Origin of the sequence: Reichenbachiella agarivorans, from assembly GCF_025502585.1 — a bacterium.
GTDB classification, from domain to species: domain Bacteria; phylum Bacteroidota; class Bacteroidia; order Cytophagales; family Cyclobacteriaceae; genus Reichenbachiella; species Reichenbachiella agarivorans.
The window spans coordinates 3,461,217-3,486,594 of sequence record NZ_CP106679.1 but is presented as its reverse complement, the minus strand read 5'-3'; the positions used below and the strand labels follow the sequence as shown (position 1 = coordinate 3,486,594).

Annotated in this window: 16 protein-coding genes; 8 read left to right on the top strand and 8 right to left on the bottom strand. The window is 42.6% G+C overall.

What is annotated here, in order from left to right; translation table 11 throughout:
- Positions 1 to 13: 13 nt before the first annotated feature.
- The 7 genes from N6H18_RS14675 to N6H18_RS14645 all read right to left on the bottom strand — a co-directional run bounded on the left by N6H18_RS14675 (position 14) and on the right by N6H18_RS14645 (position 12,691).
- Entirely contained in the window at positions 14 to 1,267 is a 1,254-nt protein-coding gene (locus N6H18_RS14675; protein WP_262309033.1) for a lamin tail domain-containing protein, read from the bottom strand.
- 73 nt (positions 1,268 to 1,340) lie between these two features.
- Entirely contained in the window at positions 1,341 to 2,747 is a 1,407-nt protein-coding gene (locus N6H18_RS14670; protein ID WP_262309032.1) for a CotH kinase family protein, read from the bottom strand.
- Between the two features lie 326 nt (positions 2,748 to 3,073).
- Positions 3,074 to 3,949 (bottom strand): cation diffusion facilitator family transporter, encoded by an 876-nt coding sequence (locus tag N6H18_RS14665; protein WP_262309031.1) that lies wholly within the window; start codon positions 3,947 to 3,949, stop codon positions 3,074 to 3,076.
- A 225-nt stretch (positions 3,950 to 4,174) separates the two neighbouring features.
- Positions 4,175 to 5,398 (bottom strand): efflux RND transporter periplasmic adaptor subunit, encoded by a 1,224-nt coding sequence (locus tag N6H18_RS14660; protein ID WP_262309030.1) that lies wholly within the window; start codon positions 5,396 to 5,398, stop codon positions 4,175 to 4,177.
- Positions 5,399 to 5,496: 98 nt separating this feature from the next.
- Positions 5,497 to 9,873, bottom strand: coding sequence for a CusA/CzcA family heavy metal efflux RND transporter (locus N6H18_RS14655; RefSeq protein WP_262309029.1), 4,377 nt, complete (start codon positions 9,871 to 9,873; stop codon positions 5,497 to 5,499).
- Positions 9,874 to 10,397: 524 nt separating this feature from the next.
- Positions 10,398 to 10,793, bottom strand: a complete 396-nt coding sequence (locus tag N6H18_RS14650) for a hypothetical protein (RefSeq protein WP_262309028.1) — start codon at positions 10,791 to 10,793, stop codon at positions 10,398 to 10,400.
- A 209-nt stretch (positions 10,794 to 11,002) separates the two neighbouring features.
- Positions 11,003 to 12,691: a hypothetical protein gene (locus N6H18_RS14645; RefSeq protein ID WP_262309027.1), complete on the bottom strand. Its 1,689-nt coding sequence runs from the start codon at positions 12,689 to 12,691 to the stop codon at positions 11,003 to 11,005.
- Between the two features lie 1,011 nt (positions 12,692 to 13,702).
- On the opposite strand from N6H18_RS14645, the gene mnmA reads away from it, so the two are divergent.
- The 4 genes from mnmA (at position 13,703) to N6H18_RS14625 (ending at position 19,543) form a co-directional block, all read left to right on the top strand.
- A complete protein-coding gene (gene mnmA, locus N6H18_RS14640) occupies positions 13,703 to 14,827 on the top strand; it encodes a tRNA 2-thiouridine(34) synthase MnmA (RefSeq protein ID WP_262309026.1) in 1,125 nt (374 codons plus the stop codon).
- Positions 14,814 to 15,500, top strand: a complete 687-nt coding sequence (locus N6H18_RS14635; RefSeq protein WP_262309025.1) for a hypothetical protein — start codon at positions 14,814 to 14,816, stop codon at positions 15,498 to 15,500. Before mnmA ends, N6H18_RS14635 begins: the two co-directional genes overlap by 14 nt.
- Positions 15,484 to 17,133, top strand: a complete 1,650-nt coding sequence (locus N6H18_RS14630) for a S8 family serine peptidase (protein ID WP_262309024.1) — start codon at positions 15,484 to 15,486, stop codon at positions 17,131 to 17,133. Before N6H18_RS14635 ends, N6H18_RS14630 begins: the two co-directional genes overlap by 17 nt.
- A gap of 145 nt (positions 17,134 to 17,278) precedes the next feature.
- Positions 17,279 to 19,543: a TonB-dependent receptor plug domain-containing protein gene (locus N6H18_RS14625; RefSeq protein ID WP_262309023.1), complete on the top strand. Its 2,265-nt coding sequence runs from the start codon at positions 17,279 to 17,281 to the stop codon at positions 19,541 to 19,543.
- A 138-nt stretch (positions 19,544 to 19,681) separates the two neighbouring features.
- Here the strand turns inward: N6H18_RS14625 and N6H18_RS14620 are convergent, their stop codons facing one another.
- Positions 19,682 to 20,035 carry an arsenate reductase family protein gene (locus tag N6H18_RS14620; RefSeq protein WP_262309022.1) on the bottom strand — a complete coding sequence of 118 codons (354 nt, stop codon included), beginning with the start codon at positions 20,033 to 20,035 and terminating at the stop codon, positions 19,682 to 19,684.
- 129 nt (positions 20,036 to 20,164) lie between these two features.
- Between N6H18_RS14620 and N6H18_RS14615 the strand changes: the two genes are divergently transcribed.
- From N6H18_RS14615 to gyrA, 4 genes are all read left to right on the top strand, one after another.
- Entirely contained in the window at positions 20,165 to 20,632 is a 468-nt protein-coding gene (locus tag N6H18_RS14615) for a DUF4168 domain-containing protein (RefSeq protein WP_262309021.1), read from the top strand.
- A gap of 102 nt (positions 20,633 to 20,734) precedes the next feature.
- The gene (locus N6H18_RS14610) at positions 20,735 to 21,346 is read left to right on the top strand and encodes a hypothetical protein (RefSeq protein WP_262309020.1); all 612 of its coding nucleotides are present in this window, start codon (positions 20,735 to 20,737) and stop codon (positions 21,344 to 21,346) included.
- Positions 21,347 to 21,636: 290 nt separating this feature from the next.
- Complete coding sequence (locus N6H18_RS14605) at positions 21,637 to 22,686, top strand: hypothetical protein (RefSeq protein WP_262309019.1); 1,050 nt, start codon at positions 21,637 to 21,639, stop codon at positions 22,684 to 22,686.
- Positions 22,687 to 22,834: 148 nt separating this feature from the next.
- The gene (gyrA, locus tag N6H18_RS14600; protein ID WP_262309018.1) at positions 22,835 to 25,372 is read left to right on the top strand and encodes a DNA gyrase subunit A; all 2,538 of its coding nucleotides are present in this window, start codon (positions 22,835 to 22,837) and stop codon (positions 25,370 to 25,372) included.
- The last annotated feature ends 6 nt before the right edge of the window (positions 25,373 to 25,378 follow it).

The following is a 25,378-nucleotide window of genomic DNA, read 5'->3' as shown; positions in this document are numbered from 1 at the left end:
ATACTTCAGCTAATTAATTATTGGACAGACCAGGTGTTGGAGTAGTCATAGCACCCCAGGTTGTACCTGCATCTGTTGTACGTCCCCATGAAATATCATCGTCTTGCGCATCATAGGTGTATGTATCAATAGTCCGCCCATCGATATAAAACAGCCCTATATCTTCACCACTTGAGCTCAAACTAAAATTAAGGTGTAAAACACCCTGACTAGTTGATCCATCGGCCCATAGCACAAGATATCCTCCTGCAGGAATCGTAGTAGCTGTAGCATCATCGCTAGATATTTTATTTCCAAAAGGATCGTCTTTATCGTCAGAGAGGTACATTCCGGCAATGTTTACTGACGTAGTACCTATGTTATGAATTTCAATCCAATCATCAAACTCTTCTTCATCACCATCAGTATCTGGGCAACAAGAAACATTACTAGCCATAAATTCATTGATTACTAGCTGAGGCAAGGAGTCGGTGTTTAGTAAATAATCTTCTGTACTCTCAGGTGCAGATGCAGGCTTGAAAGAAGATGAACCATTGGTACCTATAGCCTCTACATAATACTTTACCGTTCCTTCCGCATCCATGCCTGGAATGGTGGCGATATACGATGTACCACTTTGATAGGTCATAGCCACTTCTGTAAACGAGCCATCATCGAAATTATAATGCAGTGTTACAGAAGCAACATCAGTAATGGAAATCAATTCAGCAGTTACCACTACACTTTCATTAAATGCGGGAACAAGCGGATCTCTTGATATTGAATTAATGGCCGGAGCACTATCGTCCCCATTGGATTCACCTTGTGTGGTGATACCTGTAATTTCCCAAAAATCAGAGCCATCAGGAAATCTAGCATAGGATTGGCCATTGTCAAGGTTTGGGAACTCTACTTCATCTATAAGAGTCCCTTCTGTATTTTTCAATGAGACGGTTTCTCCATCTGATGAAAGTTTGAAATTGGTGTTTAAACCAGTTCCTAAATCATTGCAGAGTAAAACTATAAATCCATTGGCTGAAATTGATGTGCCAGAAGGAAGGCTGTATTCATTACCTTCATCTGCGATGATATATCCCCCAATATCTTTACTGGTTCCCAAGGCATTATATAACTCAATCCAGTCTTCTCCAGAAGCAAAAATTTCATTTATAAAAATACCTTCCTCTGTTGGTTCTATTTTATCTACATCATCACATGCTGTGACGCATGACCAAGTGATAAGAATAATAAAAAATGAGAAACGCTTAAGTTTTAGACAAGTTAACATGCTGTACACTCTTAGTAAATATTAGTTATTTTGAAATATCTTGGCATTTAGGGCATTAAAAAATGCTATTCAGCTATTCTAAATAAGCTTTCACTGCGGCAGTTCGCTGTGTCGCGTGTGATTTGAGCGTATTTATAGCCGACTGAAACTCAGAGGTACTATTCAAAAATGTGTATCCACGTGTTTCACTAGTGGCATAGGACTCAATTAATGTGGCATAATTGGTATAAGTTGCCTGAATAGAACTGGCTTCAAAGACTCCGCTGATAGCCTCTGCAACATAAGTGTCATATTGGTTCTTGTATGTCGCATCAGCATATAGATAGCCAATCAACGGCCACTGACTAGATGATAGTCCTGAAAAATTAAGAGGTAGTGATCCCTGACCGTTTCCTGTTTGAAATGCTTCGTTATTATCCCAAGGAATCCAAGTAAGTAAGTTGTTGTCTGGATTGTTGTACAAAAAGTAGTTGTGCGTCATCCTACCATAGGTATCCCAGTTTTGGATGACGGTGTTTACTGCTAGGTATTTTAAGAATATGTCCGTATCCAAAACAGTCTCTAAGTCCGCTCTCCAAGCGGCAGGGTCGCTTGTTCTGCTGCTGGCGTGCAAAGCCGTAAATAGATTTTGTATATCGGACCAATCGGCAGCATCTTCGTTTGTTTCTTTCACAAATTCAGATTCATCGAAAGTACCTGAAGCAAAGCTGGCACCATCACCATCTGGTTGATACAAATTGCCATCATTATCAGCAAATTGTGTATCGATTACTGTATCATCTACTTCTTCGACCAAGGTATATAGCCCAAAATATATTGGTCCATCACCATGATCTACATATACAGTGTAAAAAGCCGCATGTGAACTGGCCAAACCAGCATTTCTAAAAATATCTGCAGCCACTTTTTCTCTAAGGAATGATTTGTCGTTGAAATTATTCTTAAGGCTTAGTTTCTTAAAACCATAAAACCGCTGATTCTTAATTTGTGGATATTCATCTTCAAATTCATCAAAATCAAGTTTGAAGGACAACTTGAGATTCCCAGAACTCCATGTGCTGGACAAACTCGAGTTGCCTTTGAATCGAACCCCAACTTTATACCATTGCTTGCCGTCATGAAAAACCTCAGCCGGAACAAAAATTGGATTTTCGTCCGCGAATGAATTGCCTCCTCCACCTCTGCTTGAACCTAAAGTTCCATATAAATTAGTCATATCTTCAAGCATCGCATCCCAATGGTCTGAAACAATCACTATGTCCAATCGCTGCACAGTGTTTTCTTCAAAAACCACCCCAAAATCTGGGTCTGCATCGTTGCTGTGAGTCTCTGTAGTCCAATCCGTTGTTTCAAAATCTGTATCGTCAATAACTATTTCTGTGCCCTCAGTACTGTTTTCTTCTTCAGATGTTTTTATATCCTCATTTTCACAGGCAGCCAATAATAGGAGTAAGAGGGTTGGAAAAAGTAATGTTTTCATAACGTCTAGATTATAATTTATTAACATTTTATAATTGCTTAGACGGTATATCCTTTTCTTTCCCTCGGAAAAAAGCTTTTTTATTTATCAACTCTCTCGATCAACAATTATTTGTCTGTTTAAACAGAAAACATTACTGTGAGATTAAATGATTAGGCTCTATGTGTTAGGCCTTCACGCTATGTTTAGAGATATTAATAAAGGGGTGCTTTTACCATAGGACGCCAGTAGAGTACGTGTTGGGGCAGGTCATTTGATTATGCTGTATGTATGGCAGATCGAATTGCAGCCAGCTATTCAAGTGTTGCCTTTTCTCATTTGATAGTCTACTCCAATCGACAGGTTTCTCCATCCAATTCTACCTCAATGGTACAGTGTCCAAAGTGGCAAGGATCTAGTGCCACTTTAATTTCTTTCTTTACTAGAAGTAAAGTGTGTAAGTCATTGATTGACTTTAGTTTGACATGGGTAGTGAACACATGATGTTCACCATCCAGAGACCAGATATGGCTGTGGTGCACTGAGTCTACATGGCTCACAGTGAGAAGCTTTTCTTCTATGTCTTCGAGCTTTACATCCATAGGCACACCTTGCAGAAATACGTGCAAGGTTTCTTTCAATCGCTTGATTACATTCCAGAGAATAAAGGCAGTAATCAAGAGCGACAAAGTAGGGTCTAGGTATTGGTTTTGGTAGAACTTCAAGACGATCGCTACAATCAATATTGCTGCCCAACCCAATACATCTTCTATGAGATGCCATGAAAGTACTTTCTCGTTGAGGGTCCTGCCATGACTCATTTTGTAGGCGGCATAGCCGTTGACTGCTACACCGAGTATGCCAAAAACAATCATACCGTCTGCATCGGATGGTTCTGGATGGATGATTCTCTGGACAGCCTCCGACACGACATAGACAGATCCCGCGATCAGCACGATAGAATTGATCAGCGCTCCGAGCAAGGAAAAACGAGAATAGCCAAAACTGAATTGGGCATTGGCTCCTTGTTTGGATTTTTTGTCCAGGTACCATGACAACCCAAGTGACAAACTATCTCCTAAATCATGTACGGCATCCGATACGATCGCGATGCTATTGACATAGAACCCTCCGATAAATTCAAAGATGGTAAATCCCAAATTGAGAAAAAATGCAGTTTTGATATTTTTCCCACTGTGGTGATGCGAATGGTCGTGTGCCATAGAGTTGTATTATTCTGAAAGAATTATAAACGTAAAAATTTAAATATTAACCTGAATTCGATTCTTAAAGAAGGCTATTGAGCTACAATAGAGCAAAATGAAAAGATATTTTACAAAAAGTGCAGAAAACCCCTTCACATAGACAAAATGAATGATAAATCACCCCCCCTTTAAACAAACCCTTGAAGGGATATTCAAAATCGAACTCAGGTTATTAAATAAGTCTTAATGATGATGTCCGCCTTCTTCTTCGCTGTTTTTGGATTTGGCTAGTAGGGTGAAAGCTCCTTGGCTGACAATTTCGAGCGTGGCTAGGTCAATACCACTATCATTTACAGCGATTTGTGTATAGCCATCTTCTGTACTGCCTGTTTCGACTTCTAGCATTTCGTATTGATATACGGGTTGACCATTTTCTTCTTCCTTGCCTTTGAAAGTGAATACAAAATGCTTACCACCAAATCGCACAACTGCATCATTAGGCACTGCCCAAACTTGTGCATTGTCGGTTTCTATTCTGGCGGTGATGTACATGCCTGGCACCAATCCATCCTGATACACAGAGTCCGTGTCATGATGCTGCAAATGCCCATGAACCGTGACAGAGCGATCTTCTCTCACACTCGTTCCAATCAAGAAAATCTCAGCTTCACGCCATTCGTTGGGTGCATTGGACAGGGAAAATCGGATGCGCTGACCCTTCTTGATCTTGGGGATGTCGTTTTCATAGACGGTCAGCTCCACATGTAGGTCGTCCGAATTGGTGATGTCCATGATCACGTCCTGAGGATTGATGTATTTGCCGACATTGGTGTGGACAGCCCGTACCGACCCGCTGACAGGGGAGTAGATGCTGACAGCAGTGGAGATTTTCCCATTCTTTACTTTGTCAGGATTAAACCCAATCATTTTGAGTCGCGCTTCCATGGATTGAAGTTTGGCTTCATTGCCGAGGTAGCTGCTTTTGGCTTGTTGGTAGCTTTTGGCAGAGGCTACTTTTTCGTTGTACAGTTGCTCTTGTCGTTTGTATTCTTCTTCCAAAAAGGAACGATTCGCCAAACTCTCCAAATAGTCTTGTTGGAACTGGATGAACTCTGGGTTCTCGATGGATACGAGGAACTGACCCTTTTTGACCACAGTACCTGGGAGCATGTCGATGTATTTGACAAAACCACCGTAGGGCATGTTGATCGAAATATTGCTTTGGGGTGGTACATCTATGATACCATTGACTTTGAGTTCTGCACCGATGTTACGTTTGCTTATCTTGGCAGTTTGTAGCTTGCTGTGCTCATACTGTGCTTGTGTTAGTTCTACGATTCCTGCTTCGTCCTCATGCTCGTCATGTTCACCTTCTGAGCTAGATGGGCTGTTACAAGCAACCATTGCGATCAACAGCAAGCCTATCAGCAAGCTGTGTTGGATGTGTTTTTTATATAAATTTGTCATGGTCTTATTTCTTTATGTCAAATGGCTATTGATTAATACTTCCAAACCACTTGTGCTTTTTGCTGTTATGCTTTTAACTCCTCAATTTTAATTCAGGCTTATTGTACGCCTGAGATAAACTCAATCTGAATAACTACTTGGTTATAAAGGTTGAGTGTTTCTAGGTAATTGAATTTGATATTGATGGCCATGTTGAGTCCTTGTATGTACTCTACATAGCCAATGCTGCCACTTTCGAATCCCTTTTGGGCTTGTGTCAAAATCAGATCGGCTTGTGGCAGTGCTTTGTTTTGGTAATAATTGAGGCTAGACTGGTATTTTTGATACTGCTGTACCATCGCTTGCAACTGCCCATTGAGCTCGTTGGTGGTAGCTTCCAGTTGCGCTGTAGTCGCCTGCTTTTTCAACTCTGCCGCTTGGATTTGGGACAATTGAGATTTTGATCCAAAAATCGGTATCGCCAACCCTACCTGAATCCCAGTGAATCGATCACTGGAGGAATAGGTAATTGGGTCCCCACTGGCAGTCAACCCTCGTCCGTTGAGCGATTGGTTGAAGTACCCCAAAGTGATGTCGGGCATCATCTGTGCCTTTTCCACTGATTTTTCGCTCTCTGCGACCTCCATCTGCTGACGAAACCAAGCCAAAGTCGGGTTGTTGCTGATGTCCGCCGATTCTGGAGGCAGGGCATGGGTTCTGGCTTCTAAATCCCCCACTTGAATCACGACAGGTGCTGATACATTGAGCAGCGTTTTCAATCGTGTTTTCAGAATAGCAACATCTGATTGATTTTGATCAATCATGACTTGTATTTCCGCAATCTGTGATTCGGCAGTTGCCTTCTCTAGTAGGTTGCTTTCACCTGTCTCGTATCGGAGTGAAGCTGCTTGTGCATAGCGTCGGTAGATGCTGTCCTGTTCACGCAGCAGTTGTGCCTTGCTCATCTCCAACCACAGCGCGTACCATGTAGATTTGACCTGCTGTACCAGTTCGTTTTGTGTCGCGACGAGCATCTGCTCGCTGCCTGCAACTCTGGCCTTGGCTAGTTTGCTTTGATTGGCATATACACTCGGGAACTCGATCCTTTGACTGACATTGAACTGATTGTCATTGTCTTGTACACTGTTGTACTGCCCGTGAGTCCAGGAAACCTCTGTCTTGGGCAAGTTCCAACTGGCGCTTTGCAAGGCACTCTGCTGTTGGATCTGCAAATCAGCGACTTTCAATGTAGGGTTGTTGGCAATCGCTGTTTGTATCGCTTCATCCAGTGATTGGTATTTCACGGTTTCCTGAGCCTTTGTGCCAAAGGGCTGTATCACGGACAGCAGAAGCAGGGCTATCATCACTGCCGAAGCTGGATTGACTTTTTTCATGCCTTTTTCGAAATAATAGTAAAGAATAGGAAGGACGACTAGCGTCAAAAGCGTGGCAGTGAGCAAGCCACCAATGACGACCGTAGCGAGTGGTTTCTGTACCTCTGCACCAGATGAATGTGACAATGCCATCGGCAAGAAACCCATCGAAGCAACAGCGGCTGTCATGAGTACTGGACGCAAACGTACTTTTGTACCTTCATATACTCTTTCGAAGATGTCCGTTACACCATTCTGTTTCAATCGGTTAAACTCTGCAATCAATACGATCCCATTCAATACCGCTACACCAAAGAGTGCAATGAATCCGACACCCGCCGAAATACTAAAGGGCATGTCGCGCAAGTACAAGGCGAATATGCCACCTATCGCTGACAAAGGGATCGCTGTAAATATCAATAACCCTTGCTTCAGGGATTTGAAGGTAAAGTAGAGCAAAACAAAGATCAGCAGCAGTGCCAGAGGTACTGCTACCATCAAGCGTTGACGTGCCTCAACCAAATTCTCAAACTGACCCCCGTAAGTGACTGTGTATCCGGGAGCAAAGACAATGTTTTCCTCGATCTTTTGACGGATTTCCGTGACGATGCTTTCTACATCACGGTTGCGGACGTTGAACGCTACGATGATCCTGCGGCGCGTATTGTCTCGCTGGATTTGATACGGACCGTCTTTGATTTCTACATGGGCCACTTGGTAGAGTGGGATTTGATGTCCGTCTTTTCGAGAGATATAGAGATTATGGATATCTTCTAATTCGTTCCTGTTGATTTTGTCCAAGCGCACGACGAGTTCATAGCGTTTCTCTCCTTCATATACCACACCTGCGATAGCCCCAGAAAATGCTGCTTGAATCGTCTGATTCACTTCCTGGATATTCAATCCAAACTTGGCCAACTGATCACGTTTGTAGTTGATCACGATCTGTGGCACACCCGTCACTTCTTCCACATACATATCGACAGCACCTTCTACACCTGAGGCCAGTTGTCCTATTTGCATGGCATAGTCTGATAGATCGTCCAGATTTTCACCATAGATTTTGATGGCTACATCTTGGCGCACCCCCGTCATCAGTTCGTTGAAACGCATCTGGATGGGCTGCTGAAACCCGAAGTTGACTCCAGGGATCACTTCCAACGCCTCCGACATCTTATTGGCGAGTTCTTCGCGGTTGGAGGCAGAGGTCCATTCCTTCTTGTCTTTCAGGATGATCATCAGATCCGCAGCTTCTATAGGCATGGGATCGGTGGGGATTTCGCCTGCTCCGATTTTGGATACTACCTGTAGCACTTCTGGGAATTGATCCAACAGGATCTGCTCCGCCTGAGTGGTGGCATTGATGGTGTTTTGAAGGGAGCTCCCTGTGATCACCCTTGTCTCCACTGCAAAATCTCCTTCTTCCAATGTAGGGATGAATTCACCTCCCATGCGGGAAAATACCCAGAGGGAGAGCCCAAACAACCCAAGTGTGGCAGCTAGGATGAGGGTACGCTGGTGCATCGCCCATTTGATTGTCGGATCATAATAGCGATGTACGAAAGCCATGATTTTGTCTGAGATGTTCTTCTTGTGGCTGATGTCTTTGCTCAGGAATAGGGCAGAGGCCATCGGTACATAGGTCAACGACAAGATGAAAGCTCCCAAGATGGCAAAACTCACCGTCTGCGCCATCGGACCAAACATCTTGCCTTCTGTCCCTACCAGTGCGAGTATGGGCAAGTACACGATCAGAATGATGATTTCGCCAAAGGCGGCAGAGTTACGAATCTTGCTGGCAGATTGATAGACTTCCTCGTCCATCTCTTGCTGAGTCAAGCGACGACTCAGTTTGAGCAATCCCAGATGATGCATGGTCGCTTCCACAATGATGACAGCCCCATCCACGATCAACCCAAAATCAATCGCACCGAGGCTCATCAGGTTGCCAGACACGCCAAAGAGGTTCATCATGCTGAATGCAAACAGCAATGCCAAGGGAATCACAGATGCCACAATCAGACCAGCCCGCAGATTGCCCAGCAAGAGTAGCAGTACGAAAATCACAATCAATGCACCTTCCGTGAGGTTCCTAGTGACCGTGCCAATCGCAGAATCCACCAGTTTGGTACGGTCGAGGAAAGGCTCGATGGTCACACCTTCGGGCAACGTCTTCCTGATTTGTTCGATCCGTGATTTCACACTTTTGATTACTTCAGCAGAGTTTTCTCCTTTGAGCATCATCACGATGGCACTCACGACTTCCCCTTCACCATTTCGTGTGGTAGCACCATAGCGTACCGCTGAGCCCAACTGTACCGTACCAATGTCACGGATCATAATGGGCATACCCTCTGGGGTACTTTTGACGAGGATGTTGCGGATATCGTCTAGGTTTTTGACCAAGCCCTCGCTGCGGATGAAAAGCGCCGTGAGGTTCTTTTCGATGTAGGCACCTCCCGTGTTCTCATTGTTGGACGCCAGTGCGTCGAATATGTCGGAGATGGAAATGTTCATAGACTTGAGACGATCAGGGTCTATGGCGATCTCATACTGCTTGAGATGTCCACCAAAACTGCTGACATCCGCTACACCCGGTGTCCCTAGCAACTGCCGACGGACGATCCAGTCTTGGACGCTCCGCAGTTCTCGGGCGTCATATTTATCCTCATAGCCTGGCGCAGTACCCACGACGTATTGGTAGATTTCTCCCAATCCAGTCGTAATAGGCCCCAAAGCAGGTTCACCGACTCCCGGTGGGATTTGGGCTTTGACCTCCGCCATACGTTCGTTGACTTGTTGTCGTGCCCAGTACACGTCCACGTCTTCTTTGAATACAATGGTGACGACTGACAGCCCAAATCGTGAGAAAGAACGAATCTCCTCGATCTCGGGGATGGTCGCCATGGTGATTTCTATCGGGAAGGTGATCAAGCGCTCTACTTCCTCAGCGGCTAGGGAGGGAGAGGGCGTGATCACCTGCACTTGGTTGTTGGTGATGTCGGGTACGGCATCTATGGGGAGTTGGGTCAGCGAGTAGCCTCCCCAAATCACCAAGCCGAGCGTCATCAGGCCAACAATCAGTTTGTTGTTGATAGAAAATCGAATGATTTTATCAAGCATATATCTTATGTTTTATTCGTATGAAAGTAATGATTAGCCCTGATTGGACTAAGAGATGCGTATTTGACGATTCATCATCAAATGCAAGGAAGAAGGCTTGAAGCTATGGGGGATTGTCACTGCTACTTGATCATTCATTCAATTTCGCTCAGTTAAACCTTACAGGTTTTATCTAGTTTCGATAACAGTAGCTTTGGGATTTAAAGTACTGTCTTAATCATCGAAACCTGCAAGGTTTGTTTCCTATTTCGCTCAGTTAAACCTTACAGGTTTTATCTAGTTTCGACAACAGTAGCTTTGGGATTTAAAGTACCGTCTTAATCATCGAAACCTGTAAGGTTTGTTTCCTTCACTAAACGACCTTGATTTTACATTTGTCATTACCTTCTTCCTACTATCTCTAAAACCTTCTTCAAAAGAATATGGCTTTAGATCATAAAAAAATCTAAAATGTAAAACTCAAAATGCTGAATGATAAAGTAGGACGAAACATTTGGTCCATGTCTGCCTAGCCTTTCTTCTTTTTATGCCTTGGGAGGCTGAAAAGGGGAGTCAGAAAACTCAGAGATGAGGCTCGTGCTGAAGTCTCTGTACTCAATGATGTGAGGGACTCTTACGGTAGATAAGAAAATAGGGCCATTGACTGTGCAAAGGAAAGGAGCATGATGACACTGATGATCCCCCTGAAAAGGTAGGTCTTCGTGTTCGTCATCTTCGTGATGACCTTGTGCTGTGCCGTCACCATTGAAATAATCCTCTGCCACAAACTCCACGAATGAATCTCCATCCAATGACTGGTGCGCTCTGTAGTGCTCCATCAGCGCAGGCAGCTTCTCCAGCTCACAGCAGATATCCATACTAGGCACCAAGGCCTGTATCAGAAATAAGCATGTGAGTGATATACCTGCGATGAATTTCATGTGAGACAAAAGTACAGAAATAATCTAAAGGAGAAAAGGGGAGGGCTGAGTAGGTAATTGCTGAGTCTTGCAATTCTGTTGTTTAAAGTCTCTCAGCTCGATCGCAATTGTATTGCGATTTAGATTTATAGAGATGATAGGCATTTCAAATGCCATAAAGATGAGGTCGCAATTGTATTGCGACCTAGCGGGAACCTGCTTTTCTTCTTTTACTCACCAGCATTTTCCGTATCATTTGGATTATACTTTAGTATAAGTGATTTAAATAGTTCCAATATTTTTGTTGGGTATTGTGTATCAAGGTTTTTCCTGTTTATTGTGTCGTAGAAAGGAGGAGCAAACCTCTTATCTCTATGATTGTATTTAAGAAGCTGCCAGATCTCTTTAGGGTTTTTTCTAATTAAATCTTCTAACCGTTCCAAATCACTGATATGAATTACTGTAAGTGGATTTACTCGTATTTTTTTAATGGAAAAGTCTGTAATCAATTCTTGGAACCGTGTATTAAAAGTGTCGGGCATTAGTGGGGTTTGAAATGACTTGTCATTAACTATTATACAAGGGTAAATTTCATAAGAATGTCCTTTTCGGAACTTGGGATCAAGCTTTTGAATATGAGTATTCATTGTTGCTATTGATTCTATCACTTGATTAACACCAAAATTTTCAAAGAAAGCGTTTCTATCATTTCTGTAAAGATGCTCTACATTCCCACCAAACTTTTGAGTATCATAGATGCTTCCTGATTTTACTTGTCCAAGCATAATCTTATTGCCGTATCGCAGATATATATCTGCAATCTCAAGATTGCCTTTTACAGTATTTATTTTTAATTGATCAAACATAAGCAAGGTTGAATACTTATAATTTTCAAAACTTTTTCTAAAGATTTTTGAAAGATAATTTTCAAAGAAATATCCGAATTCACTTCTGTATTTCTGAATGTTAAATTTATTTTTCCCTTTTTCATCCTTGATTGGTTTTATCCAATCAAACCAAAAGTCATTTAACAATTGTGAGTATGCTTTTTCGATTAAGAATGTATTGTCAGAGATTAAATATTTTTTATCACCGACTTTAATAAAAGGCGATTTTCTAATGCTGATTAATTTGTGTGTTTCTTGATTATCAACTCGCTTGCTTAACTTATCAAAGAAGTTTTCTTGTCCGTCTTGAATTTGGTAAAAGAAATTAAACTCTGGTTTCTCATTACTGTTAGCTAAATACATACTCATCAAATGAAAGATGAAGTGTTGTGGTTCAATTCCGTATGTTTCTTGGAAATAGCCCTTTAACTCGGATGAAAAATCTGGTTGATTAAGGAAATAGTCAATTAGCCAATAGCCACGATAAGACGTGAAAATTTGATCTGTCTCAATAGAGAGTTCATTTAATGGAAGTAATTTGGGGTTAAGTGATTCAAAATTTGAGTTGTTGTCGTCTTTTTCTCTTTTTATTCGAGTGATGGCATAATTAACCGCTAAGAAGTATTTAACGATTGATTCCCAAACTTCAATCTTTGCCATAATAAAACCATCAATTTCTTTCATTTCGGTAGAGTTGACAATTTCTTCAATGGCGAATAGACATCCTTGTCTATTGAATATAATGGGGTAGTTTTCTTTATCCTTAGTTAAGTCTTCTGCGATGCTGGAATATTTATTAAACATTGCCTTAGTCTTAGTGAAATACTTTAGCTCTTTTACTTGTGTTTCAAAGCTAGTGTCAATAGAAATTTTGTTCTTAGGCTTTAAGCGATAATTAAGAGCAGCGATTTCGTAGAGGATACTCTGTTTAGAAATGTGACTAATTAAGGAGATTCTGTTGTTTGGTGGTTTAACTCCAAAGTAAAACTTGTAGTCGAGAATTAATTGAGCTTTTGGAGCAGGTATTGACATTATTTTACTGTCAGTTAGGTGTTGGTCAGTATTGCAGGCAACAATTTATGTTTGCGGAATTTTTGTCCGCATACTTGCCTTATGGTATGAGTAAATCTAAGTTCTTTAATTTGTCGACAAAGCAGCTTTCCCCACTTGTGCCTCTACCAAATCTAATACCTCAACCCTCATATCTCACCAAAAGGCAGATGCTTTGTTGCACTATTCATAGAAATATACCCAAATCTAGGGAGATGATTTGGGTGGTGGGCAGGTGTCATTTTCGTTTCTTATGCTCAACGGCTCTATTGGACTCAGGAATACCAGAACAGCGTGCGGCGGCTTTCCTAGAATTCAGGAAGTATGAAAAAACATTTTTGTATTGAATTGCTTCACTTTTAGAAAAATTCAAGGTCTATTATATGCGATTGCCCTGCAAAATCTCCCTTTTTTGCACTGCCCTTTGTCTCCATTCAGAACCCGCGCGGGTTCGTGTGCAAACCTGCGCGGGTTTACGGCCAAACCCGCGCAGGTTTATGGTCAAACCCGCGCGGGTTTTTGGTCACCCATTTTCTTGTCTAGAGCAGCGCGTAAAATCATCGAAATAGAGCAGTATAGGCTGTTTTTATGCTTTTGAGGATCAAGTACAAGGAGGACGAGCAGATCGATCGGACTGGTAGTACAGTCAAATGGGCACATTCAAAAAAGCATAGCTAGTGGATAGAGAAAAATGCAGCGGTTCCGCCTCCTAACCTCGCCAGCGGGGGATAAAAAAGGAGGAAACAAAGAATTAACGTTTCTGCTTTACGAGAATGAAAAGGATCATTGACTCAATCCCAAAGAACAAAAACCAATCAAATCAAACAATCACCCCCGCTGGCGGCGGGAGGGGGTGGACTTTTATTTCCTCAATGTCCATTCTCAGCCATCAATAACTCCCTAAACCCAGTAACCATCTCAATACTTTGCTTTATTTTTGTAGCTTAAATAAGTGTGAACACCAGGCTGTGAACCTGGCAATTAAACATCTGAATGAGTAAGAAAGGAAGAGTATTGGTAGCGATGAGCGGCGGGATAGACAGCTCAGTTGCCGCAGTGATGCTTCATGAGCAGGGCTATGAAGTGATAGGTATGACGATGAAAACCTGGGATTATAACTCCGCAGGTGGCAGCAAAAAGGAGACGGGCTGTTGCAGCCTCGACTCCATCAATGACGCGAGAAACATCGCTGTTGATTTAGGTTTCCCACATTATATATTGGATATCAGAGAGGAGTTTGGCGACTATGTCATCAATCACTTCACCGAAGAATATTTGAAAGGACGCACGCCTAATCCTTGTGTGCTCTGCAATACCCATATCAAATGGGATGCATTGCTGCGCCGTGCGGACAAATTGGGCTGTGATTTTATCGCGACAGGGCACTATGCCAACGTGCGTGAAGAAAACGGTCGCTACGTCATCTCCAAAGGTGCGGACGAAATGAAAGACCAATCCTATGCGCTCTGGGGCGTCTCTCAGCAAAGTCTCTCAAGAACCATCTTGCCACTAGGACATTTGAAGAAATCTCAGATTCGTGAAATGGCAGTTGAGAGAGGATTCCATGACCTGGTCAATAAATCTGAGTCCTACGAAATCTGTTTTGTGCCAGACAATGATTACCGTGGCTTCTTGAAACGCAGGGTAGAAGGACTGGAAGAACAAGTCGCGGGTGGCGAATTTGTACTGGAAGACGGTACTGTGGTCGGAACTCATGAAGGTTACCCATTCTACACTGTGGGACAGCGAAAAGGTCTCGGCATTGCTTTGGGTTTCCCAGTCTATGTGATCGAGATTCAGAAAGAACTTAATCGTGTAGTCTTGGGTACATTTGACGAATTGTCACGTGACGGCATGTATGTCGACCAATTGATCATGGGCAAGTACGATGGACTGAGCGAGCGCATGGATACCGTGACCAAGGTACGCTACAACGACCCAGGTACGCCAGCGGTGATCGAGCAAGTAGGCGGTATCATGAAGGCTTATTTCGGTAGAGGAGTCAGTGCCATCGCTCCAGGACAAGCGGCTGTATTCTACGAAGGAAACGACGTGATCGGTGGTGGATGGATCAAATCAAGTTTTAGTCAAGCCAAACACCAACATGCGGTACTGTAGTGTGCTACTGATATCGCTGTGTTTTATGGCTTGTCAATCCGAGATTGATCAAGATACAGATCGTTTGGGAGCAAACTATTTTCCAATGGAAATGGGTCAATACAGGATTTATGATGTGCATGAAATCAACTATTATTTGATCGGCCCAGAGGAGTCTAACTATCAGCTGAAGGAAGAGGTGGTTGATTCTACTTTGCTCTCTCATAATAAGATAGAATACAAATTGCATAGATCCGTGCGAGCGGATGATACCCAGACTTGGAAACTAGATTCAGTATGGACTACTCAAGTGGGGTCGAGCACCATAGTAGCCAATGAGAACAATGTCTCGTATGTCAAACTGGTATTCCCCATCGAAAACAATCTCGTATGGGATGCCAATGTGTACAATACACGCGGTGCTGAGTATTATCAATATGCAGCACAAAAGATGGATACCACACTATTTGATACGCTGTATGTAGATGCTGTCAAGGTCATTCAGAGTGATTTGGGCTACTATACTGTGGGGCGAGATGATCGATATGAGCTTTTCGCAGCAGATATTGGTATGATTTTGAAGTACTCAATCGTTTGGGAATATTTTCAAGAGGATGGCACAGTAGATGCCAACAAAATAGTAGGAGGTAGGGATTTGGTGATGACAATGATTGAGTATGGCAAGACAGAGTAGTATTTTACTGATTATAGGACTAGTAGGACTGTTGGGTTTTGGAGCCAAGGCTGACCAAAACCGATTCATGGTATTCTTTGCTGACAAAGCAGAAAGCATCTATTCCATCGATGCACCCTTGGATTTCCTCTCTCAGAAGGCAATAGACCGACGTGTCAAAGTCAATCAGGCCATTACTGTTCAAGATTTGCCAGTCAATGCCAATTATTTGGATTCATTGATCAAGTACAATGTCACACCCTATTATACCTCTAAATGGTTCAATGCTGCACTGGTAGAGGCCGATTCAGCTGACTTGGATATTCTGATTACCAAAGATTTTGTACTCAGCTACGAATACATCGCTCCTGGTACTCGTCTCAATCCTGTCACCCAACCTTATACTATCAGCTTCAATCCCTTGGAACCATCGATCGTTTCATCCAATTCCAAAACTCAGATAGAAATGCTAGGTGCTCAGACCATGCATGCCCAAGGATACACTGGAGAGGGAGTACATGTAGCAGTATTGGATGGGGGATTTCAAAAAGTGGACCAGTCGGCGATATTCAAACATATCTTCAACAATGGGCGGCTGAAAGACCGTATGGACTTCACGACCAATAGCGAAAATGTATTTGACTATGATGATCATGGGAGTAATGTGTTGAGCTGTATGGCTGGGAATTACAAAACTGTTTTGATCGGTACAGGCTACGACATGGATGTGAGTTTGTATGTGACAGAGGATGTGAGCAACAATTCTTCTTTTGAATACCGCATAGAAGAGTACAATTGGCTGCTGGCTGCTGAGCGTGCAGACAGTGTGGGAGTAGATATTATTGCATCTTCCTTAGGTTACAGTACCTTTTTAGACACATCTATGAATTATACAATCGCTGCCTTGGATGGTAAAACGGCCGTGATCTCCAAAGCGGCAGATCTTGCTTCGCAAAAGGGCATCTTGGTCGTATGCAGTGCAGGCAATGAAGGAAATGGCAGTTGGCGATACATCACCATGCCTGCTGATGTAGAGTCAGTAGTGACAGTGGGAGCAATCAGCAGCAATGGCAACAAATCTAGTTTTAGCTCAATCGGACCAACAGCAGATGGCAGAACCAAACCCGATGTGGTGGCGTTGGGTCAAGGTGTCTCAGTGTTCCATCAAAACAATACGATCGGCACCAACAACGGTACGAGCTTTTCATCCCCTTTGATTGCAGGCTTGGCAGCAGGTATTTGGCAACAGTTCCCTGAACTCACCAATGTAGAATTGAAAGAACTGATTCTTTCGATCGGAGACAACCACAACAATCCTGACAACAGCATAGGGCATGGGTTACCCAACTACAGACGACTCATCAATGATTCCATTCTTTCAGTCAAGAAAGTATTCGACGAAAGTTTTACGGTCTACCCCAATCCATTTACAGGAGACCATATCTCTATTTTGATCGAGAGAGAGTATTCCAGACAGGATTTGGATTTGAAATTGTACGCGCCGGATGGCAAACTGGTAGCAGTCAAATTTGAGGAGAAAGTCAAAAAAGGTGACATCATCAATTTGGAAGTCAAAGAGCATTCCAAAGGACTTTATGTACTGCGTTTGCAATCTGGAGGAGAACTGAAAAATGTAAAATTGCTTAGGTACTGATTGGCAATTCGTGATATATTGCACTGGCGGATTGTCCTGTATTATGCTCAGATATTTTACCATTTGTTGTCTTCTTGTTCTCACTTGTTCTGCATCAGTTCATGCACAGCTCCAATATAGACTCAGAGGTCAACTTTTAGACAGTTTGAGTCAACCCGTGACTGATGCCCAGATCATCATCATGCCAGATTCTATATTGGTCACAAGCAATGACAAGGGCAGATTCGAAACCCAACTGACACCAGGGTCCCATCAATTATCCATCTTTCACCTACAGTTTCAAACTTACCATCAGGCATTGGATATTGATTCAAATCAAGAACTCACAATAGCACTATCATACAAGACAGAGCTACTCCAAGATGTCAGAGTGACAGGGCGTACTTACAGAGAAGACATCACGACCATTCGGATAGATGCCAAAAACCTAGAGAATGTGCCCTCTGCCACAGGTGATTTTACCAAAATCCTCAGTACCCTGCCAGGGGTGAGTAGCAACAATGAACTGTCATCGGCCTACTCCGTCAGAGGAGGCAACTACGACGAAAACCTCATCTATGTCAATGGTATAGAAATCTATCGTCCACAGATAGTGAGTGCAGGTAGACAGGAGGGACTCAGTTTCATCAATCCAGACTTGGTGGGAGCGGTGGATTTTTCGGCAGGAGGCTGGGAGGCAGCGTATGGAGATAAATTGTCATCGGTCTTGAGTGTCCAGTACAAAGAACCTACCCGCCACGAAGCATCTATTAACCTCAGCATCTTGGGAGGAAGTGTGTACTTCGGAGGGATCAATCAAGACAAAAGCCTGACTTATACAATCAGTGTCCGACACAAGAATACCAAGTATCTACTAGGAACTCTGGAAACACAAGGGCAATATTTACCCAAGTTCACAGATGTACAATCTTATATCAATAAGAAGTTTAAGAACAACAAGACGGAACTAGGATTGCTCATCTCAACGGCGATCAACAACTACCAAACCATCCCGACCTATCAGCAAACAGAATTTGGAAACCTACAAGCATCTTATAGATTGAGTATCGCATTTGATGGGAGAGAGCTACTTGACTACTATACCAACCAAGCTGCGTTGCTCCTCAGACATCGGTTCAGTGATCGGTTTCAATCCAGTCTATCTCTATCTGGCGTACGGTCATCAGAGCGAGAGAATTATGAGATCGAAGCTGGCTATTTGCTCTGTGATGTGAATACCAATCTGGCATCCAACAGATTCAACGAGTGTGTCAATGTATTGGGTGTAGGTACCAATTACAGCTATGGTCGCAACAGACTGGAAGCTCAAATAGTCTCAGTAGATCAGAAAAATGAATTAAAAATAGGGAATCAACTGTTGCAGTTTGGTATGACTTGGGATCATCAGGAAATAGATGACAGACTCAAAGAATATGAATTTATAGATTCGGCTGACTATGTGACGATTACCGAGACATTGGATAACCAAGCGCATATCCGATCCGACAAGGTGGCAGGTTATGCGCAGTTACAGTTGCGATCTAGCGATCAGGCACATCACGTCAATATTGGCGTAAGAGCTAGTTATTGGTCTTACAGTGGTCAAGTTTTGGTAACGCCTAGATTGCAATATGCCTATTCATTCGGTGATAACCAGAAGAACACCCTGAGAGCAGCAGCTGGATTGTATGCGCAGCACCCGTTTTATCGAGAACTAAGAGACCGAGATGGTAACATCAATCCTGATGTCAAAGCGCAGGAATCTGTACACACACTTTTGGCTTGGGATAGGCACTTTCAGATTTGGGGCAGGCCGTTCATGTTTTCAACAGAAGGATACTACAAATACATGTGGAACGTCAACCCCTATGACGTAGAGAATGTGAAGATTCGCTACTTTGCCACCAATCAAGCCACAGCATACGCCTATGGTTTAGATTTCAGAATCAATGGCGAATTCATTGAGGGGACTGAGTCTTGGTTCAGTTTTGGTGTGATGAAAACCGAAGAGGATATCAAAGAAGGCTATGGATATGTCCGAAGACCCACTGATCAGCGACTCAAGTTGGGTATTTTCTTCCAAGATCATCTCCCGAATGACCCGACTATCAAAGTCAGTTTGAATGCGCAATTTGGTAGTGGTTTGCCTTTCGGCCCACCAAAAGATGATGCGAACCGCAGCGCCTTCTCAGGAGATCACTATACCCGTGTAGACATTGGTTTTTCTAAGAGTTTCACCTTCGTCAATGACAAGCTGTGGCTACCCAAATCACTATGGCTAGGAGCAGAGGTACTCAATGTACTGGGCACAGACAACGCCCTGACCTATACTTGGGTAAGAGATGTCAACAACAACCAGTTTGCAGTACCCAACGCACTCTCTGCTCGCTTCTTGAATGTAAGGCTAATTGCCAAATTTCATAAGGATTAATAGCTGAGCGCTATAAAAGCTTGAAAGCAACAACCCAAGGTCTGTGGCACTATAGACCACTCAGCAAATGGTTTGTGAGCCACAAACCATGGGATGGATTTGAAATTCATTTTGCGCAAAGCGGATGGCGCAAAGCGATCAGCCAATCACGACCTTGGCTGCTTCTACTACTGCCTTCGCATTCCCTACGAAAATCTGATCATTCCAGATAATGACTGGCCTCTTTAGGAAGGTATATTCTTCCAAAATGTATTTCTTGTAATCTGCTTCACCGAGATTTTTTTCTCCCAATCCCCATGCTTTGTACTTCATAGATCGGCGACTGAATAGACTTTCATAATCACCGCTCATAGCCTTCATTTCTTCCAATTGTGGGGCGGTAATAGGCTCGGTTTTGATGTCTTGCATTGCAATCTTGTCAGGTGTCAAACCCAATTCTTTGATGATTCTGCTGCAAGTGCTACAGGTGGAGAGGTAATAGATTTTCTTCATGGAAAACAAAATTGATTATAATGGCGAATCTAAAGGAATCCAAGAATCTGTTACATCATAATTTGAATTTCTGCTTCCAAAGACCTTAATTCGCTTACTGTCACATTTATAAAAACAGAACAATTCGTAATGATCAAAACAATTTTATCAGCCATCGCAGTCCTTTCTTTGGCATTATCCGCGCAAGCACAAGAACAAATTACAACAGAACAATTGACACAATATGCACAGGTTATGATGGACATTGACTCCATGAAAACTGACCTTACCGCAAAATCCAATGACTTGGTGAAAGGCGACCCATTGATGGATGGAGGGCGTAGATTCAATGACATCAAGGGAGCAGATGGCGATGAAACTAAACTTGCAGAATTGAATGTAACGGCAGAAGAACTGGCTGCATACAACCAAATACAAGAAACCATCGACAAGATGAAGTTTGTCTTTAAGAATACCTACACAGAAGCTATCAGAGGAGGAATAGGCGCAACCCAGTTCAACCAGATCAGATCTGCGCTCAAGACAGATCCCGAGCTCTCTGCACAATATGCCGAAATCGTAGAAAAACTACAGGAACCTGAGTCTCAGGAGGGTTAATCTCAAAATCTAATAGCTTGGTAACATAGATGCCGTGTTTTCTATTCTGAATATGCATATATTGATGGTAATTTTTTAGATAATCTAAACCATGGATAGCAAATGTTTACGGAATACGAAATTGAAACCCTCATCGAAATAGAAGAGATTGCGCAAGCGACTACCGCACTAAAAAAGGAGTTTCTGAAGAAGGAAGCTCCTTACCTTGAAATATCCGATCAGGATTTTTTTTCTCTCATCATGATGGTACCAACCGTAGGGATCGCACTTGCTAATAGTGATATCAGTTTTTTTGAAGAGATGTCGTTGAATCGAAAAGCTCGAAAACTATCCAAAGGAGGTTACTTTTGGGGAAAAGACCCCGTGGTCTTCAGTCTCAAATTTGTCATCAAAAACTATGCGCTTTGGGAAGATAAGTTTTTGGCTGTGATTAGGACATGCATGGAGCGGTCATTTGATATACATGCTATGGAGGGATCTTATGATCCACGCGCTACCATTACCATCTCACAATACCGCAAACAAGTACTCCAAATGCCCTACATTTTCATCAGGTTCTTGTCATCCTTTTTTTTGGAAGAAGACGACTCTATTTTCAGTACCAGAAAAATGGATCAAGTGGATTACAAGCGATTACTGTCTATTGGAGAAAAATTGGGTCTGACTACCATTCCATTCTTTCATTATTTCTGTGCTACGATAGAAGTGCACTGATGCACACAATATGGGCTTACGCTATTATTTTCTCATAATTAATTTCTTTTTACAGCGTTATTGCATCAATTTGTGCATCTAAAATAGGTGATTTGAATAACAAGAATTTTTATGTGTGTCTATGCTTTATCAGCATCCTTTGCTGCATGTTCTCATATGGGAGTGATGATGGGGCTTCTGCGTCAGATCAAGATATAGCTGCCAAAAAAGCCATTTTGGTTGATCCAATTGAAATTAATAGCGGAACAAAAAGTCCTGAGTAATTGAAAAATAGAATCATCATATTGCTCATGACCATAACTTTTGCCGTACAGGCTCAAGAATATGAATACACAGAAGATGATATCTATCGCTCACCAGTACGAGCTGTGTTGAATATGTTTTCTTTCACGGTGTCTACTGGCTACAATGCCGTCACTTACAAACATGACTTGAGCGGATATTACCTGATTCAGTCTCCTGCACAACAGTACATTGCTGTGAATGAAGGAGGGGCATTAGGTATGAATTCCTACACTGACTGGTTGAACAATCCTAGGTATGGAGACTCATTGGCCTTACAATCACCATTTTTGATCCTCAATTCAAGACTTCCCGACTCAGTTATTCATTCAGCACTGCAGGCTAATACCACTTTGGTTTATAATGGCGATTCACTGAATTTAGGATTCAAACGCACCAGCTGGGCAGTGCCGCTCAATGTCAGAGTCAGATTTAATTACAAAGATTTCCGTGTCGGGGGAGGTGTGTCCTTGCTCTATCAGAAAATTAATTCCCTTAAACCGACAGTTGACGAGCTGGGAATCAGAAACTACGAACCCAATATTGGCTCAGTCTTTCAGTTCAAGTATTTCGGCATGGTAGGATATAAGTTTCTAGACTTCTGGGATTATTCCTTTGCAGGCGAGATTGAGTTTGGCAAGGATAAATACCTAGGTAGCAAATTCAACAAGAGTTTGATGGATCAGAGTATGTTCTTCAATTTGGGTATCTCAGTTGAGAAAAACCTGTCCGAATATTTCAGGGTAGTTGTCAAACCTTCCTATGACTTTAGATCCTACGGAATGGCCATACCAGGCACAGGCACCAGTATCAAACATTCCAACCCTTCCTTCAATATCAACTTTGGTGTCAGCATCACGATACCCGAGATTCCGCGGTCTCCTATGAAGAGTGACCATGTACAGTTGAAGCACGTAATCGTTGATCCTCAGACAGGTAGGTATGTAGAAGTAAGGGGACAACCTATATGGAAAGTGCAGAACCCAAAGGTAGGGCAGAACCATCGCAAGCTTTGGCGCTACAAGTTCAAAAACAAGAGGAAAATGAATCCTTATTAAATAGTTGTAAATCAGACACTTAAATCTTGATTTATGATTCGTTTATCCTAGATCCAATTAGCCTCGTTCTTTATTGGCAAATGTTGCTTTTTAAGCCCTGTTTTTGTTAAATTGCAAGCTTGAAAATTGCTTTTTCAATTAACTATTTATGGCAGAAGATAACGAAGACTTACCGTTAGGTGATCAGAATATTATTCCTATCAATATAGAGGATGAAATGCGTGGTGCATACATTGATTATTCAATGTCTGTTATCATTTCCAGAGCCTTACCCGATGTACGAGATGGACTAAAACCAGTACACAGACGGGTTCTTTATGGTATGCTGGATTTAGGAGTTTTACACAACAGAGCTTACAAGAAATCGGCGAGAATTGTCGGGGAGGTACTGGGTAAGTATCACCCTCATGGTGACTCATCGGTCTATGACACCATGGTGCGTATGGCACAACCATGGTCACTCAGATACCCACTCGTGGATGGTCAGGGTAACTTTGGATCGGTAGATGGAGACTCTCCAGCAGCGATGCGTTATACGGAGGCAAGACTCAAGAGGATAGCAGAGGAATTGCTCACAGATATCAACAAGAATACGGTTGATTTTCAACCCAACTTTGATGATTCACTCAAGGAGCCAACTGTACTCCCTGCCAAAGTACCCAACTTGTTGATCAATGGTACTTCAGGTATCGCAGTAGGTATGGCCACCAATATGGCACCTCACAACTTGACAGAGGTGATCAACGGTACAGTTGCCTATATCGAAAACCGAGACATCACGATTGCAGAGCTGATGGAACACATCACAGCGCCAGATTTTCCTACTGGAGCTACCATATATGGTTATCAGGGTGTAAGGACTGGATATGAAACAGGGCGTGGTAGAGTAGTATTGAGAGCAAAGGCCGAATTTGAGACCACCAAAACTGGCAGAGAACAGATCATCGTCTCTGAGATACCCTACCAAGTCAACAAAGCCAGCATGATCGAAAAGACAGCTGCTTTGATCAATGAAAAGAAAATAGAAGGAATCAGTGACATCAGAGATGAATCCGATAGAGATGGTATGCGTATCGTCTATGACATCAAAAAGGATGCTATCCCAAACATTGTCCTCAACAACCTATATAAATACACTCAACTCCAATCTTCATTTGGTATCAACAATGTGGCACTTGTAAAAGGCCGTCCACATACTTTGAACCTTAAAGAAATCATAGGCTATTTCGTAGAACACAGACATGAAGTAGTCATTCGAAGAACCGAGTATGAGCTAGAAGAAGCAGAAAAGCGAGCACACATTCTTCAAGGTTATCTGATTGCATTGGACAACCTGGATGCTGTCATCGCCTTGATCAGAAATTCACGTGATCCAGAAATAGCCAAGGCTGGTTTGATGGATAGTTTTGGTTTGTCAGAGATTCAAGCCAAAGCCATTCTCGAAATGAGATTGCAGCGTTTGACTGGTCTAGAAAGAGAGAAAATACAGAAAGAGTACGAAGAGATCATGGAACTCATAGATTACTTGAAATCTGTATTGGCAAGTGAAGATTTGAGAATGGATATCATCAAAACAGAACTCCTTGAAATCAAGGATAAATATGGTGATGCCCGACGGTCTGTCATTGAGCACGCAGCAGATGATTTTACAGCTGAAGACATGATTCCCGATGAAGAGATGGTGATTACCATTTCGCATGAAGGATACATCAAGAGAACCGCCCTTACAGAATACAAAACACAAGGCAGAGGTGGAGTAGGTTCTAAAGGAGCCGCTACCAAAATGGATGACTTTACAGAGCATTTGTTCATAGCCTCGGCACACAATTATTTATTGATCTTTACCGAATTCGGAAAGGTATTCTGGAAGAAGGTCTGGGAGATACCAGAAGGTGGCAAAGCAACCAAGGGAAGAGCCATTCAAAACCTGATCAACATCGAAGCAGGTGACAGTGTCAAATCTGTGATCAATGTGACGACATTGAGTGATGAAGAATACATCAAAAACAACTTTATTATATTCTGTACTAAAAAAGGTACAATAAAGAAAACCCCAATTGAAGCCTATTCGCGTCCTAGACAAAACGGGATCAATGCGATTACCATTCATGAAGGGGATAAGCTGCTCAGTGTAAGCTTGACCAATGGCAATAACCACATTGTGATTGCCAAAAAGTCAGGTAGGGCTATTCACTTCCACGAAGCTGATGTACGTGTGATGGGTAGAACCGCCGCAGGCGTCAGAGGGGTAGCATTAGAAAGTGCAGATGACTATGTGGTTGGGATGGTTTGTATTGCCAGAGAAGATGCCAACTTACTCGTAGTTTCTGAAAAAGGATATGGCAAACGCTCTGATGTAGAAGCGTACAGAATCACCAAAAGAGGTGGCAAAGGCGTCAAAGCAATGAGCATTACTGAAAAGACTGGCGCACTAGTTGCCATCAAGGAGGTTGTTGATTCGGACGATTTGATGATCATCAACAAGTCTGGTATCACGATCAGAATGGCAGTTAGTACGTTGAGAGTCATGGGAAGAGCCACTCAAGGTGTAAGATTGATCAAATTGGGTGACCATGATGAGATTTCTTCCGTTGAGAAGATTGAAAGAATTGAAGAAGAGGAAGTTGATGAGTCAAGCGATGAGACAACAGCTTCTGATGAAAATAAAACAGAAGAAAAAGAATAAACATTA